The organism is Pseudomonas sp. JY-Q, from assembly GCF_001655295.1.
Taxonomy (GTDB): Bacteria; Pseudomonadota; Gammaproteobacteria; order Pseudomonadales; family Pseudomonadaceae; genus Aquipseudomonas; species Aquipseudomonas alloputida.
On the sequence record NZ_CP011525.1, the window covers coordinates 1,913,865 to 1,929,161 of the forward strand.

Annotated in this window: 11 protein-coding genes; 8 read left to right on the top strand and 3 right to left on the bottom strand. The window is 63.8% G+C overall.

Features of this window, described 5'->3' with window-relative positions; genetic code table 11:
• Positions 1-10 precede the first annotated feature (10 nt).
• The 8 genes from AA098_RS08625 (at position 11) to AA098_RS29455 (ending at position 9,314) form a co-directional block, all read left to right on the top strand.
• Positions 11-271 carry a YeaC family protein gene (locus tag AA098_RS08625; protein WP_003247224.1) on the top strand — a complete coding sequence of 87 codons (261 nt, stop codon included), beginning with the start codon at positions 11-13 and terminating at the stop codon, positions 269-271.
• Positions 268-1,098, top strand: coding sequence for a DUF2797 domain-containing protein (locus AA098_RS08630; protein ID WP_003247225.1), 831 nt, complete (start codon positions 268-270; stop codon positions 1,096-1,098). Before AA098_RS08625 ends, AA098_RS08630 begins: the two co-directional genes overlap by 4 nt.
• Before the next feature lie 13 nt (positions 1,099-1,111).
• Positions 1,112-3,769, top strand: coding sequence for an aminopeptidase N (gene pepN, locus AA098_RS08635; protein ID WP_004577425.1), 2,658 nt, complete (start codon positions 1,112-1,114; stop codon positions 3,767-3,769).
• Between the two features lie 271 nt (positions 3,770-4,040).
• Positions 4,041-5,081 (top strand): YCF48-related protein, encoded by a 1,041-nt coding sequence (locus tag AA098_RS08640; RefSeq protein WP_054889381.1) that lies wholly within the window; start codon positions 4,041-4,043, stop codon positions 5,079-5,081.
• Positions 5,078-7,477: an RND family transporter gene (locus AA098_RS08645; protein ID WP_003247228.1), complete on the top strand. Its 2,400-nt coding sequence runs from the start codon at positions 5,078-5,080 to the stop codon at positions 7,475-7,477. The genes AA098_RS08640 and AA098_RS08645 overlap by 4 nt, the downstream gene beginning before the upstream one ends.
• A gap of 151 nt (positions 7,478-7,628) precedes the next feature.
• Positions 7,629-7,919, top strand: a complete 291-nt coding sequence (locus tag AA098_RS08650; RefSeq protein ID WP_004577427.1) for a DUF5629 family protein — start codon at positions 7,629-7,631, stop codon at positions 7,917-7,919.
• Positions 7,885-9,015, top strand: a complete 1,131-nt coding sequence (locus AA098_RS08655) for a lactonase family protein (RefSeq protein WP_004577428.1) — start codon at positions 7,885-7,887, stop codon at positions 9,013-9,015. Before AA098_RS08650 ends, AA098_RS08655 begins: the two co-directional genes overlap by 35 nt.
• A gap of 122 nt (positions 9,016-9,137) precedes the next feature.
• Entirely contained in the window at positions 9,138-9,314 is a 177-nt protein-coding gene (locus AA098_RS29455) for a hypothetical protein (RefSeq protein ID WP_003247232.1), read from the top strand.
• A gap of 72 nt (positions 9,315-9,386) precedes the next feature.
• Here the strand turns inward: AA098_RS29455 and AA098_RS08660 are convergent, their stop codons facing one another.
• From AA098_RS08660 to AA098_RS08670, 3 genes are read right to left on the bottom strand one after another with little or no spacing between them, the layout of a single operon-like run.
• Positions 9,387-9,980, bottom strand: coding sequence for a glutathione S-transferase (locus AA098_RS08660; protein WP_003247233.1), 594 nt, complete (start codon positions 9,978-9,980; stop codon positions 9,387-9,389).
• Entirely contained in the window at positions 9,977-13,621 is a 3,645-nt protein-coding gene (locus tag AA098_RS08665) for an AAA family ATPase (protein ID WP_003247234.1), read from the bottom strand. The genes AA098_RS08660 and AA098_RS08665 overlap by 4 nt, the downstream gene beginning before the upstream one ends.
• Positions 13,618-14,856 (bottom strand): exonuclease SbcCD subunit D C-terminal domain-containing protein, encoded by a 1,239-nt coding sequence (locus AA098_RS08670; RefSeq protein ID WP_003247235.1) that lies wholly within the window; start codon positions 14,854-14,856, stop codon positions 13,618-13,620. The genes AA098_RS08665 and AA098_RS08670 overlap by 4 nt, the downstream gene beginning before the upstream one ends.
• Between the last annotated feature and the right edge of the window lie 441 nt (positions 14,857-15,297).

The following is a 15,297-nucleotide window of genomic DNA, read 5'->3' on the forward strand; positions in this document are numbered from 1 at the left end:
AGGAGACACTATGTCCACTTTCGCGCAAATGATTGAAAACATTACCCCGGAAATCTACCAGAGCCTGAAACTGGCCGTGGAAATCGGCAAATGGTCCGATGGCCGCAAGCTCACCGCCGAGCAGAAAGAGCTGTCGCTGCAGGCGGTCATCGCCTGGGAGATGAAGAACCTGCCTGAAGACCAGCGCACCGGCTACATGGGCCCTCAGGAATGCGCGTCGAAGTCCGCGCCCATTGCCAACATTCTGTTCAAGTCGGACTCGGTACATTGATCGAACTCGCACGTGGCTCGTTGAGCAAGATGGCGGTAAGCCTGCAGGCACCGGTGGTGCAGTACAGCTTCCGCCTGGATGACACGCAGGTGCCGGTCAACCCCATGATCGGCCAGCGCCTGCGCCTGGAATACCTCGGCGCCATTCATTGCAGCCATTGCGGCAAGCGCACCAAGACCAGCTTCAGCCAGGGTTACTGCTACCCGTGCATGACCAAGCTGGCCCAGTGCGATGTGTGCATCATGGCCCCGGAAAAATGCCACTACGACGCCGGCACCTGCCGGGAGCCGTCGTGGGGCGAACAGTTCTGCATGACCGACCACGTCGTCTACCTGGCCAATTCGTCGGGGATCAAGGTCGGCATCACCCGTGCCACCCAGCTGCCCACCCGCTGGCTCGACCAGGGCGCCAGCCAGGCGTTGCCGATCATGCGCGTGGCCACCCGGCAGCAATCGGGCCTGGTCGAAGACGTGCTGCGCAGCCAGGTGCCGGACCGTACCAACTGGCGCGCGCTGCTCAAGGGCGATGCCGAGGTGCTCGACCTGCCGGCCATCCGGGAGCAGGTCTTCGAAGCCTGCGCCGACGGCCTGCGCGAGCTGCAGGGGCGCTTTGGCCTGCAGGCGATCCAGCCGCTGCCGGACGCCGAAGTGGTGCAGATGAACTACCCGGTCGAGGCGTACCCGAAGAAGATTGTCAGCTTCAACCTCGACAAGGACCCGGTGGCCGAGGGCACGCTGCTGGGCATCAAGGGCCAGTACCTGATCTTCGACACCGGTGTGATCAATATTCGCAAGTACACGGCCTACCAGTTGGCCGTGCTCCAGTAAAAAGGACCTGCACATGCGTACCGAACAACCGCAAGTGATCTACCTCAAGGATTACCAGGCGCCGGAGTACCTGATCGACGAGACGCACCTGACCTTCGAGCTGTTCGAGGACCACACGCTGGTTCACGCGCAACTGGTCATGCGCCGCAACCCGGCACGCGGTGCTGGCCTGCCGCCACTGGAACTCGATGGCCAGCAGCTGGAACTGCTGCGCGCCTCGCTGGATGACCAGGAACTGCAGCCAGGCGACTACCGGCTCGACGCCGACAGCCTGACCGTGCAGCCCAAGGCCGAGCGCTTCACCCTCGACACCAGCGTGAAGATCCACCCGGAAAGCAACACCGCCCTGGAAGGCCTGTACAAGTCGGGCAAGATGTTCTGCACCCAGTGCGAGGCCGAGGGCTTCCGCAAGATCACCTACTACCTCGACCGCCCGGACGTGATGAGCACCTTCACCACCACGGTCATCGCCGAGCAGCATCGCTACCCGGTCTTGCTGTCGAACGGCAACCCGATCGGCAGCGGGCCGGCCGAAGACGGCCGTCACTGGGCGACCTGGGAAGACCCGTTCATGAAGCCGGCCTACCTGTTCGCCCTGGTGGCCGGTGACCTGTGGTGCGTTGAAGACAGCTTCACCCGCCAGTCCGGCCGTGAGGTGACCCTGCGCATCTACGTCGAGCCCGAGAACATCGACAAGTGCGACCACGCCATGGTCAGCCTGAAAAAGTCCATGCGCTGGGACGAAGAAGTCTATGGCCGCGAGTACGACCTGGACATCTTCATGATTGTTGCGGTCAATGACTTCAACATGGGCGCCATGGAAAACAAGGGCCTGAACATCTTCAACTCCAGCTGTGTGCTGGCCCGCGCCGAAACCGCCACCGATGCTGCGCACCAGCGCGTCGAAGGGGTGGTCGCCCACGAGTACTTCCACAACTGGTCGGGCAACCGTGTCACCTGCCGTGACTGGTTCCAGCTGTCGCTGAAGGAAGGCTTCACGGTGTTCCGCGATGCCGAGTTCAGTGCCGACATGAACTCGCGCACGGTCAAGCGCATCGAAGACGTCGCCTACCTGCGCACCCACCAGTTCGCCGAAGACGCCGGCCCCATGGCCCACCCGGTGCGCCCGGACAGCTTCATTGAAATCTCCAACTTCTACACCCTGACCGTCTACGAGAAGGGCGCCGAAGTGGTGCGCATGGTCCGTACCCTGCTGGGTACCGAAGGCTTCCGTAAAGGCAGCGACCTGTACTTTGAACGTCACGATGGCCAGGCGGTAACCACCGACGACTTCATCAAGGCCATGGAAGACGCCAACGGCGTCGACTTTACCCAGTTCAAGCGCTGGTACAGCCAGGCGGGTACCCCGCGTCTGGAGGTCAGCGAGGCGTATGACGCCGCCGCGCAGACCTACAGCCTGACGTTCCGCCAGAGCTGCCCGCAGACCCCGGACAAGGCCGAGAAACTGCCGTTCGTGATCCCGGTGGAGCTGGGCCTGCTGGATGCCGCCGGCAATGACCTGCCGCTGCAGTTGGCGGGCGAAGACGCCGCTCAAGGGACCAGCCGCGTGCTGTCGGTGACCGAGGCCGAGCAAACCTTCACCTTCCAGGGCATTCAGGCCAAGCCGCTGCCGTCGCTGCTGCGTGGCTTCAGCGCCCCGGTGAAGCTGAGCTTCCCGTATGACCGCGACCAGCTGATGTTCCTGATGCAGCACGACAGCGACGGCTTCAACCGCTGGGAAGCGGGCCAGCAGCTGTCGGTGCAGGTACTGCAGGAACTGATCGGCCAGCATCAACGCGGTGAAGCCCTGAAGCTCGACCAGCGCCTGATCACCGCCCTGGGCACTGTGCTGGGCAACGAATCGCTGGACCCTGCCATGGTGGCCGAAATGCTCTCGCTGCCAGGTGAGGCGTACCTTACCGAGATCAGCCAGGTGGCCGACGTCGACGCCATCCACGCCGCCCGCGAGTTCGCACGCCAGCAGATCGCCGAACACTTGTTCGACGCCCTGTGGGCGCGTTACCAGGCCAACCGTGCAGTGTCGCGCAGTACTGCCTATGTGGCCGAGGCCAAGCACTTTGCCCGCCGCAGCCTGCAGAACATTGCCCTGTCGTACCTGATGCAGAGTGGTAAGCAACAGGTGCTGGAGGCGACCCTGGAGCAGTTCGAGCACTGCGACAACATGACCGAGCGCCTTACCGCGCTGGCGGTACTGGTCAACTCGCCGTTCGAGGCCGAGCGCGCCAAAGCGCTGGCGGCGTTTGCCGAGCACTTCAAGGACAACCCGTTGGTCATGGACCAATGGTTCAGCGTGCAGGCGGCCAGCACGCTGCCGGGTGGGCTGGCGCGGGTCAAGGCATTGATGCAGCACCCGGCGTTCACCCTGAAGAACCCGAACAAGGTGCGTGCGCTGATCGGTGCCTTTGCCGGGCAGAACCTGGTCAACTTCCATGCTGCCGATGGCTCCGGGTATCGCTTCCTGGCGGACCTGGTGATCGAGCTGAATGCGCTGAATCCGCAGATTGCCTCGCGGCAACTGGCGCCGCTGACCCGCTGGCGCAAGTATGACGATGCGCGTCAGGCGCTGATGAAGGGTGAGCTGGAGCGGATTCTGGCTTCGGGTGAGCTGTCCAGTGATGTGTATGAGGTTGTGAGCAAGAGTCTGGCGTAATTGTTGTGAATTGGGGCTGCTTTGCAGCCCTTCGCGGGTGAACCCGCTCCTACAGAGGGGCGTAACCTTGTAGGAGCGGGTTCACCCGCGAAGGGCCGCCCAGCGGCCCCGGTTTTCCCCGGCCGACAACAAAACATAACACCCCGCCCGTTGTCTTCCCGCAAACATCCCCGCTACGATCCCCTCAAGCGATTGCAGGCCTCTAGATCAGGCTTTTTGCAAAGCCTGCAATGCATTGACCCACCAAAAAGAACACAACAAGGGGGCAGTCATGAGGGAACAGTTGCGTACGCCAGCCAGGCGTGGTGCCTGGCCATGGGCAGCCAGCGCGATGCTGGCATTGGCATTGGGGGTGTGGGCAGACAGCGCCCAGGCCGCGGCCGCCGACGAATACTCCACCGAATCGGCCAAGGCCAGCCAAAGCCTGTTGATCGACGCCACCCATGCCGGCAAGCGCCTGGTGGTGGTGGGTGATCGCGGCCACATTCTGTTCTCCGACGACCAAGGCAGTACCTGGACCCAGGCCCGGGTACCCACCCGGCAATTGCTCACTGCTGTGTTTTTCCTCGACGACAAGCGTGGCTGGGCCGTCGGCCATGACGCGCAGATCCTCGCCAGCAGCGACGGCGGCGCCACCTGGAGCAAGCAGTTCGAAGACCTCGCCCGTGAAGCGCCCTTGCTTGATGTCACCTTCCTTGACGCCCAGCACGGCTTTGCCGTGGGGGCCTATGGTGCCTTGCTGGAAACCACCGATGGTGGGCAGCACTGGCAGGATGTGGCCGAGCGGCTGGACAACCCGGACCAGCTGCACCTGAACGGTATCGCCCACGTGCGCGATGCCGGCCTGTTCATCGTGGGTGAGCAGGGCGGCATGTTCCGCTCCACCGACAACGGCCAGACCTGGGCCAAGGTCCAGGGCCCCTACGAGGGCTCGTTGTTCGGCGTGATCGGCACCGCCAAGCCGCAGACCCTGCTGGCCTACGGCCTTCGCGGCAACCTGTTCCGCTCCAGCGACTTCGGTGACAGCTGGCAGCCGATCGAACTCAAGGCCGCGCGCGGTACCCTGGAGTTCGGCCTGGCAGGCGCTACGCTTGTCGATGATGGCAGCCTGGTGCTGGTCGGCAATGGTGGCAGCGTGCTGCGCAGCACGGACGACGGCCAGACCTTCAGCGTGTACAACCGTGCCGACCGCCTGGCCCTGGCCGGCGTCAGTGGCCTGGCCAACGGCGGCCTGCTGCTGGTGGGGCAGGGGGGTGTGCACCTGGCCAGCGCCGAAGGGGCTGATCAGGCTGCCCGGGAGGTGCGCCCATGACCAGCAGGGAGAGCATTGCCATGCATCCGCATCACCAGGACAAGGCCACGCTGCTCGAACGTCTGATCTTCAACAACCGCCCAGTGGTCATCGCCCTGTGCGTGCTGGTCAGCATTTTCCTGTTCTGGCAGGCCACGCAGATTCGCCCCTCCACCAGCTTCGAGAAGATGATCCCACTGCAGCATCCGTTCATTGAGCAGATGATGGAGCACCGCAACGACCTGGCCAACCTCGGCAACACCGTGCGCATCTCGGTGGAGGCGGTGAACGGTGACATCTTCGACAAGGACTACATGGAGACCCTGCGTCAGATCCATGACGAAGTGTTCTACATCCCGGGTGTCGATCGGGCCGGGCTGAAGTCACTGTGGAGCCCCAGCGTGCGCTGGAGCGAGGTCACCGAAGAGGGGTTTTCCGGTGGCGAGGTCATCCCTAACACCTACAACGGGTCGCAGGACAGCCTCGATACCCTGCGCGACAACGTGCTCAAGTCAGGCCAGGTGGGGCGCCTGGTAGGCAACAACTTCAAGTCCAGCATCGTCGACGTGCCGCTGCTGGAGAGCTACCCCGACCCGCAGGACCCGGGCAAACAGGTGAAGCTGGACTATCAGCAGTTCTCTCACCTGCTGGAAGAGAAGATCCGTGACAAGTTCCAGGCGCAGAACCCCAATGTAAAAATCCACATCGTCGGCTTTGCCAAGAAGGTCGGTGACCTGATCGATGGCCTGGTGATGGTGGCGATGTTCTTCGGCGTCGCCCTGGTGATCACCTGGGTGCTGTTGTACTGGTTTACCTGGTGCATCCGCAGCACTGTCGCCGTGCTCATCACCACGCTGGTGGCGGTGGTCTGGCAGCTGGGGCTGATGCATGCGGTGGGCTTTGGCCTGGACCCGTACTCGATGCTGGTGCCGTTCCTGATCTTCGCCATCGGCATTTCCCACGGGGTGCAGAAGATCAACGGCATCGCCCTGCAGTCGAGTGACGCCGACAACGCCCTTACCGCTGCCCGGCGCACTTTCCGTCAGTTGTTCCTGCCGGGAATGATCGCCATCCTTGCCGACGCGGTGGGCTTCATTACCCTGCTGATCATCGACATCGGGGTGATTCGCGAATTGGCCATCGGCGCCTCCATCGGCGTGGCGGTGATCGTGTTCACCAACCTGATCCTGTTGCCGGTGGCCATCTCCTACGTGGGCATCAGCAAGAAGGCCATCGAACGCAGCAAGAAAGACGCGACCCGCGAGCACCCGTTCTGGCGCCTGTTGTCGAACTTCGCCAGTGCCAAGGTAGCGCCGGTGTCGGTGGTGCTGGCGCTGCTCGCCTTCGCCGGGGGCTTGTGGTACAGCCAGAACCTGAAGATCGGCGACCTCGACCAGGGCGCACCGGAGCTGCGCCCCGACTCACGCTACAACCAGGACAACAACTTCATCATCAGCAACTACTCGACCAGTTCCGATGTGCTGGTGATCATGGTCAAGACGCCGTCGGAGAAGTGCTCGGTCCACTCGACCATGGCGCCGATCGACGAGCTGATGTGGACCATGGAAAACACCCCTGGCGTACAGTCGGCGATTTCCCTGGTCACCGTTTCCAAACAGGTGATCAAGGGCATGAACGAGGGCAGCCTGAAATGGGAAACCCTGTCGCGTAACCCGGACATCCTCAACAACTCCATCGCCCGGGCTGACGGCCTTTACAACGGCGACTGCTCATTGGCACCCGTGCTGGTGTTCCTCAATGACCACAAGGCTGAAACGCTGGAGCGCGTCACCGCCGTGGCCAAGGCGTTTGCCGACAGCCATGACAAGGAAGGCCTGCAGTTCCTGCTGGCGGCGGGCAACGCCGGTATCGAGGCAGCGACCAACGAAGTGATCAAGTCGGCCGAGCTGACCATCCTGATCCTGGTGTACATCTGCGTGGCAGTGATGTGCCTGATCACCTTCCGCTCGTTCGCCGCCACGCTGTGCATCGTGCTGCCCCTGGTGCTGACCTCGGTGCTGGGCAACGCGCTGATGGCCTATATGGGCATCGGGGTGAAGGTGGCGACCTTGCCGGTGGTGGCGTTGGGGGTGGGCATTGGCGTGGACTATGGCATCTATATCTACAGCCGCCTGGAAAGCTTCCTGCGTGCGGGGCTGCCGTTGCAGGAGGCCTATTACCAGACCCTGCGCTCGACGGGTAAAGCCGTGTTGTTCACTGGCTTGTGCCTGGCCATCGGCGTGTGCACCTGGATCTTCTCGGCAATTAAGTTCCAGGCTGATATGGGGCTGATGCTGACCTTCATGCTGCTGTGGAACATGTTTGGCGCACTGTGGCTGCTGCCGGCGCTGGCACGGTTCCTGATCAAGCCGGAGAAGATGGTGGGCAAGGAGGGGGGCTCGATTTTCGCCCATTGAATCGCAAGGGGGCCGCATTGCGGCCCAATCGCGACACAAGGCCGCTCCTCCACTAGGTTCGCGTTCCCGTGTGGAGGCAGCCTTGTGTCGCGATTGGGCTGCAAAGCAGCACCAGGGTTATAATGCCGCCACATCTTCCACAGGTACCCCCATGTCCCCCCTCGCCACCGCCCTGCAGTCCTGCGACATGCTCCTGATTGACGGCCTGCATGCCTTCGATTTCACCGCCGACGCATCCGGTCTCACCGTCGAATGCATGGACGGCCGCCAGCTTCGCCGCTGGTCCTTCACCCCCGAACAGGTCGCCGCCGCTATCGCCACCGGCGATGAATGGCAACTCAACGATGCCAACGGCGAGCATCGGCTAGTCTGTATGAGTGCCTTTCGTGCCCCGGATGATGACCAAGATGAACCGGACCTGGACGAGCCTGCTGACCGCTAGCCTGATGAGCCTGACAATCTCTGCCCACGCCGCCACCTTGCTGGTGGGCAGCTACACCGATGGCGCCAGCCAGGGTATCTACCGCTACCATTTCGACGACAAGGCCGGCCAAATCGGCCCCACGCCCCTGCAGGTGGTGAAAAGCGTCAGCCCTTCGTGGCTGGTGCTGTCGGCCGACCAGCGTCAGCTGTTCGCGGTGAATGAGACCCCGCAGGGCCATGCCAGCAGTTTCAGCATCAGCAGCAACGGCGAAATCAAGCCGCTCAACCAAGTGGTCACCCAGGGCGACGAGCCCACCCACGCCAGCCTCAGCCGTGACCAGCGCTACCTGTTTGTGGCCAACTACGCGGTCAACCCCGACCCCGGTGGCAGCCTGGTGGTGATCCCGGTGGCCAAGGACGGCACGCTCAAGCCCGTGGTGCAACAGGCCCGGCATAAGGCGAGCGGGGTCAACCCTGAGCGCCAGGCCGGCGCCCACGTGCATTCGCTGGTGCTGTCGCCGGATGGCCAGCACCTGTATGCCAGCGACCTGGGTGCCGACAAGGTGTTCATCTACCGCTACGACGGTGCCAGTGCGGACCACCCGCTGACAGCGGCGATACCTGCGTCCGTGGCCTTGCCGCCGGGCAGCGGTCCGCGTCACTTGCTGTTCGACGCCAAGGGCCGGCACGCCTACCTCACCCTGGAAATGAACGCCGAGGTGGTGATGTTCGATGTGCAGGACGGCAACCTGGTTGAACGCCAGCGCTTACCCCTGACCGAGCGCCAGGAGGCCGCAGCGAAGGCAGCAGGTGGCTTGCACCTGTCGGCGGACGGGCGCTTCCTGTACGTGAGCAACCGTGGCACAGCCAATGAAATTGTGGCGTTCAGCGTGGGCAAGCAGGACGGCCAGTTGACGTTCCTGCAGCGTCGCCCGGTAGAAGGTGATCACCCTCGGGAGTTTGCCCTGGACCCGAGTGACAACTTCCTGCTGGTGGCCAACCAGAAGAGCAACCAGATCGTGGTGATACGTCGCGATCCGCGCAGTGGCAAGCTGCTGGAGACGGTGCAGACGCTGAAGCAGGATGCACCCTCGGACCTCAAGTTCATCGAGTGATATCGATCAGCGTGATAATCGGTACTGCCGCAATGAATTTTTGCGTGCGGCCTCGGCGGCGTAAGTTTGACCCAAGGCCCAAAAGGGCCACCGTCAAACCACCGCCGTCGAGGTCAGCCCAGATGAACTTCAATCTCTTCCCGGTTATTGCCGCATCCGCCATTTCCGCATCGGTCGTACTGCCAGCGCATGCCCATGCCGACAGCAGCAAGGCTTCTGCCACCCACAGCTACACCGAGCAGTACCTGCGCCAGAGCGCCAATTTCCATGCGGCCCTGAGTGGCAAGCACCACCACTGAGCCTTGTGCGGTGTCCTGTAGGAGCGGCCCCTGTCGCGACACAAGGCCGCTCCTGCAAGGTATCGCGTGAACTTATTTGGCCATCACTGACCTGAACAGCTCCGAAGCCAGCCACCCCTCCAGCCAGCTCCGCACACGCGGATAAGCCGCCTCGGCGAACCACTGCGGTTCGACCCCGGCAAACTGGCGCATCAGGGGCAGCAACGCGGCATCGGCCATGCTCGGGTGGTCGGCCAGCAGGTAAGCCCGCCCCACCAGCAAGCCTTCGAGCTCCGCCAGCCAGGCCTCGGCCTGCTGGCGGTAATGCTCGCGGGAATGCTCCGGGTAACGTTCGGCATACTTGTACAGGTTCACGTGCGCCTTGAACGTGGTGTCATTGCGTGCAATCAGTGTTTCAGCCTGCTGCGCAGCCGCAGGGTTGGCCTGTAGCCGCCAATCCTGCGGGTCGTTTTGCGTCAGCGCCCAGCGCATGATGTCCAGGCTCTCTTCCAGTACCTCGGCACCGGTATCCAGCACCGGTACCGTGCCCTTGGGCGACAAGGCCAGCAGCTCTGCCGGCTTGTTCTTCATCGCCACCTCGCAGATTTCCACCTCGCAGCCGGCATAGCGCAGGGCCAGGCGCGCACGCATGGCCCACGGGCAGCGGCGGAACGAGTAGAGGATCACCCGCACACCTCCACGTCACTGAGGCCATTACCCTGGCGCCGCACCTGGATCTGGACCGGGATGCGCTCGTGCATTTCCTGTACGTGGGAAATCACCGCCACTTTGCGGCCCTGGGCTTGCAAGCCGTCGAGGGCGTCCATTGCCAGTTGCAGCGACTCGGGGTCGAGGCTGCCGAAGCCTTCGTCGATGAACAGCGACTCGATACGCAAGGTGCTGGACGCCATCGACGCCAGGCCCAGCGCCAGGGCCAGCGACACCAGGAAGGTTTCCCCGCCCGACAACGAGTGCACCGAACGCAGTTCGTCGCCCATCTCGGTGTCCAGCACCAGCAGGCCAAGGGCGCTGCCGCCGCGCTTGAGGCGGTAGCGACGGGCCAGCTGACGTAGCTGGGCGTTGGCGTGGTGCAGCAGCAGATCAAGGTTGTAGCCTTGGGCGATCTTGCGGAACACATCACCGGAGGCCGAACCGATCAGGGCATTGAGGCGGGCCCAGCGTTGCCACTGCTGGTGGGCCTGTTCGATTTCTGCCGCCAGCGCCTGGTGGGCCTGCTGCCGGCGCTGATCGTCGGCCTGTTGTGCACGCAATTCGGCGCATTGCTGCTCATGGTTGACCAGCCGCCCGCGCAGCTCGGTCAGGGCGTGTTCCAAGGCTTCGGCCGAGGTGTCCACGGTCATTTGTGCGGCGTGTTGTTGCAGGCGCTGCTCACGTTCCTGCAGCAGCACGCGGCCCTGCTCGATGGCTTTTTCCGCGCCTTGCAAACGCTGGCGCAATTCATTGACTTGCGCGTCATCCATGGCCAGCAGGCGATCGAGGCCGGCATCGTCCAGTTCCGGATGCTCGCTGCGCCACTGGGCGATCTGGGCCTGCAACTGTTGGCATTCGGCATCCAGTGCCTGTTGTTGCTGGGTATTGGCCTTGAGCTCGCTGGCCAGTTGCACGCCTTGGGTGCGCAGATCTTGCAGGCGCTGGGCGGTGTCGGCATCGAGGGCGCGGGCTTGTTCCAGCGTGGCTTCCATATGCTGCTGCCAGGCTTCGGCACTGGCATGTTCGCCTAGCAGCTCGCCGAGCGACGCCTGGGCCTGCTGGCGCTGTTCGTCGAGGGCCGCGAGCGTGTGTTGCAACTGCTGCAGGCCTTGCACGCGCGCCTGTTGCTGATCGCGCAGTTTGTCCAGCTGGGCTTGCCGGGCTTGCTGTTCTTCCTGTTCGTCCTTGCGCTGTTCCAGTTGCTGCAGGCGCTGGGCAATCTGCTGGTCGAGGGCGAGGAAGGCATTGGCCGGGTCGTCGTTGAGGGCCTTGAGCGCTTCCTCTGGCAGTACGCCGGCCAGGTCGTTCAGGCCTTGCTGCAACAGTTGCTCATCGTTGGCCAAGGCCTGGTGCTGTTGCTCCAGATGGCGTTGGGCCTGTTGCTGGGCGTCGTGGGCCGCCTGCAATTGCTGGTTCAGGCGGGCGGCGTCTTTTTGCAGGGCCAGCAGGGCGCTCTGGCGTTTCTCGTCCTGGCTGATTTCTTCATCCAGGCGACGCAGCTGGCTGTCGAGCCAGGTGCTACGGGCTTTGTCGTCCTGCGGGGCGAGGGCTGGCCATAGGCTGTGTGCCTGTACCTGAGCCACCAGCGGTTGCAACTGTTCGCCCAGTTGCTGCTGTTGCTGCTGAAAGTCCTTGAGCTGGGCATTGACCACACCCAGCTGGGTACGCAGCTCCACCAGCTTGTTGTTGAGCGTTTCGACCTGCTTCTGCGCGGCGTGCTCTTCGGCCTGGTCATGGCGACCCAGGCTCTGCAGCAGCGCTTCTGGCTGATGGAAGGGGTGTTCGGCGCTGCCACAGACCGGGCAGGGTTCGCCGTCACGCAGTTGGTCACGCAGCTCTTCGACGCTGGTGTTGCGTGCCAGGCGTTGCCGTTCCAGCAGTTGACGGGTGAGGATCAACGCCTGCTCGGCGGCCTCCAGCTCGGCCTTGGCGGCGGTGCCTTCGGTAATCAGTTGCTGGCGTTGCAGCATGGCCTGCTGCTGCCGTTCGCGCAGGGCATCCAGCTGCTGGCGCAGCTCCTGTTCACGGCCGTGCAGGCGTGACATTTCTTCTACGGCGCGCTGCTGTTTGCGGTTGTCCTGCAGCATGCCGCCGAGCAGGTCGATCTGTTCGGCCAGGGCCTGGGGTTCGGCCTTGGCTTCACGGAACAACAGGTCGTAGGCGTCGCGCTCGGCCTGCAGGTGCGCATTGGCCTGGCTGGCCTGGGCCTGCAAGCCGGGTAGCTCTTCTCGGCCCTTGGTCAGGCGGCCACCGATCAGCATCACCTGTTTCAGCTGCGGCAGGTAGGCGTGCCAGGCATTGGCCAGGCCCGCCAGGTGCTGGCTGTCGGCAAGCGCGGTGTCGATCTGCGCCAGTTGCTGCACGCTGCGCTGCTGGTTGTCTTCCAGCTGCTGCAGTTGCTGCTGGCCGTCAGCGACCTGTTGTTGGGCCTGTTGGCTGATGCTGCGCTGGGCGGCCAGCTCCTGGTCCAGGCGTGCCAGACTGTCCTGCGCGGCAAAGGCCTGGCGCAGGCGCGGCGCGTTCTCGCTGTGCTGGGCCTGGCGGTCGGCAAGCGCTTGGCGCGCAGTGTCCAGCGCCTGTTCGAGCTCGCGGGTGCGCACCTGCAGTTCGGCTTGCTGCTGTTGCTGTTCGGCCATTTTCGCGGCCACTGGCGCCAGCTGTGCGCTCAGGGCCTGTCGGCGGTGGAACTGGTGACGCTGTGGGGCCAGGCGCTCCAGACGTGCCAGGTCCAGGCGTGGTTCGGCCAGCTGTTGCCAGTCCAGTTCGGCAGCCTGCAGCGTGGTGCTGGCTTCGGTGTGTTGGGCCTGTAGCTGGCGTTGTTCATTCAGCCAGTTGCGTTGCTGCTCCAGTTGGCGCTCGCCGGCCTGGTCGGCCTTGAACTGCTGCTGCGCCTGCTCCAGGCGCTGGTCGAGCTCGGTACGGGCCTCGGCAGCCATCGGCAGTAGATGGCTGGCGCGTTCTTTCAGGGCGTTGTGCGCCTCGCCGGCTTCGCGCGCCTTGCTGAAGGCACGCTGGCCCAGGCGGGTGTAGATCGCGGTGTTGGTGAGCTTTTCCAGCAACTCGCTACGGTCTTTGTCGTCGGCCTTGAGGAACGCGCCGAACTCGCTCTGGGCCAGCATCACCGCACGGGTGAACTGTTCGAAGTTCAGGCCCAGACGGGCTTCGACCAGTTGCTTGTATTCGTTCTTGCCACTGCCGAGCACTTGCTCGCTGTCGAGGTCGTAGAAGCTTTGACGGCTGTGCTGCAGTTTGCCATTGGCCTTGTCGCGGGCGCGGTTGGCTTCCCAGCGGGCGCGGTAGCGGCGGCCGTCGATGCCGACGAAATCGACCTCGGCAAACCCGCTGCCGGTGCCACGGCGCAGCAGGTTGCGCGGGTCGGAGGTGGGGATGTCGCCGTCGGCGTCCGGCACCTTGGCCTCACGGCCGATGGCATTGAGGCGCGGCACGGTGCCGAACAGCGCCAGGCACAGGGCGTCAAGCAAGGTGCTCTTGCCCGCACCGGTAGGCCCGGTGATGGCGAACAGGCCAGCGCTGGCCAACGGTTCTGCGGTGAAATCGATGTCGATCGGGCCGGCCAGCGATGCCAGGTTCTTCAGGCGGATGGCGAGAATCTTCATGGCTGTTCCTCTTCCTGCTGCACGTCCTGCAACAGCAGGGCGAAGTCGGCCAGCGCCTGCTCGTCGGCGGGGTTGCCGTAGGCTTGCTCCCAGGCGCGGCTGAACAGGTCTTGCGGGGTCATCTGGGCCAGTTCGACAAAGGCCAGGTCATCGTCCTCGGCATTGTTGCGGCCGGCGTACTCGGCGCTGATGCGGATCAGCCGTACCGCCTTGCCTTCAAGCGCGGTTTCGATCTGCTGGCGCAGGTCGGGTTGCGGCTCGTCGAGCATCACCCGCACCTCCAGCCAGGGCTGGCGGTTGGGGTCTTCAAGCAGGTCGACCACGGGCAGGTCGGCCAGTTGCTGCAACAGCTCGCCCAGTGGTGCCGGGCCCACCCGTTGCAGGGCCACGGCGCGTGGTACGGGGCGTGGCTCGACGCTGACCAGGCCGTTGCCGTCCAGCTCCACTTCCAGGACCTGGTGCGGGTAGTTGATTTCGGCGAACGACAGCGGGATTGGCGAGCCGCTGTAGCGGATGCGTTCTTCGCGGTTGACCTTCTGCGGCTTGTGCAGATGGCCCAGGGCGACGTAGCTGATAGCTTTGTCGAACAGCTTGGCCGGCAGTGCCTCGGCGTTGCCGATGATCAGGCTGCGTTCGGAGTCTTCCGACACCGCGCCACCGGCCATGTGCGCGTGGCTGATGGCGATCAGCGCCTGGTCTTTCTTGCGTTTCTTCAGGGCGGCGGCGATCAGTTGCTGGTGCACCTGGGTGATGCCTTGCAGGTAATCGTCACCCAGCTGCGGGCCGGTGACTTCGGCCGGCCGCAGGAAGGGCAGGGCCAGGCACCAGGCAGCGACCTTGCCCCGGCCGTTGGTCAACGGAATCAACAGGCGCTCGGCATCCAGCTGACCCTCGTCCAGCCAGTGCACACGGCCCAACGCATGGGTGCGCAGGCGGCGCATGAGTGCGGCGGGCAGCTCGATGCGGGAACCGGAGTCGTGGTTGCCGGCGATCATCACAATGTCCAGCTTGGGCTGTTGCTCATGGGCCTGGACGATGAAGTCGTAGAGGCGTTCCTGGGCTTTGACGGGTGGGTTGACGGTGTCGAAGATGTCGCCCGCAATCAGCAGCGCATCCGGCTGGCGCAGGCGCAGCTGGCCGAGCAGCCAGTCGAGGAAGCAGGCGTGTTCGAAGTCGCGTTCCTGGCCGTGCAGGCTTTGGCCCAGGTGCCAGTCGGAGGTATGAAACAGACGCATGGATGACCTGTTGGTGTCGAGTCGAGCAAGCGAGGGCTTGGCTTGGGTGATGGGTGTTGCGCAAGGGCGGTATGGTAACCCAAGCACGGGGCCGCTGTGCGGCCCGAAAGTTCAGCGCTTGATCTCATAGGCGCACGGTGCTGGTTGTCCTACAGGCAAGCCCGCGCATTAAACCCCTTGTTCATGGATGGCATTGGCTTATCGCGGTAGCGTCCTGCGACTCCAGGCGTTGACGCGGGTTGCCACGTTGGTTCCATGAAAAGCTGACATTGATAGCAGGGTGTCGCTCATCTCGGTTTGCCCCACGGACGTGTCGCGGCAAAGCGTCGAGCACACGCTCGGCCATTTCCGCCTTGAACGTTCTGTGAGCTGGCTCTCGCTTTGCACCAGGGATCAAGCTTGCCCTCAAAAGTAGGCTGATTTACCCTCCAAAACGGCCAT

What these genes read in the sequence shown, in the direction of transcription:
- AA098_RS29455 (WP_003247232.1), top strand. Translation starts at nt 9,138, where the DNA reads ATGAACTTCAATCTCTTCCCGGTTATTGCCGCATCCGCCATTTCCGCA.
- AA098_RS08625 (WP_003247224.1), top strand. Translation starts at nt 11, where the DNA reads ATGTCCACTTTCGCGCAAATGATTGAAAACATTACCCCGGAAATCTAC.
- AA098_RS08645 (WP_003247228.1), top strand. Translation starts at nt 5,078, where the DNA reads ATGACCAGCAGGGAGAGCATTGCCATGCATCCGCATCACCAGGACAAG.
- AA098_RS08650 (WP_004577427.1), top strand. Translation starts at nt 7,629, where the DNA reads ATGTCCCCCCTCGCCACCGCCCTGCAGTCCTGCGACATGCTCCTGATT.
- pepN (WP_004577425.1), top strand. Translation starts at nt 1,112, where the DNA reads ATGCGTACCGAACAACCGCAAGTGATCTACCTCAAGGATTACCAGGCG.
- AA098_RS08670 (WP_003247235.1), bottom strand. Translation starts at nt 14,856, where the DNA reads ATGCGTCTGTTTCATACCTCCGACTGGCACCTGGGCCAAAGCCTGCAC.
- AA098_RS08665 (WP_003247234.1), bottom strand. Translation starts at nt 13,621, where the DNA reads ATGAAGATTCTCGCCATCCGCCTGAAGAACCTGGCATCGCTGGCCGGC.
- AA098_RS08640 (WP_054889381.1), top strand. Translation starts at nt 4,041, where the DNA reads ATGAGGGAACAGTTGCGTACGCCAGCCAGGCGTGGTGCCTGGCCATGG.
- AA098_RS08655 (WP_004577428.1), top strand. Translation starts at nt 7,885, where the DNA reads ATGAACCGGACCTGGACGAGCCTGCTGACCGCTAGCCTGATGAGCCTG.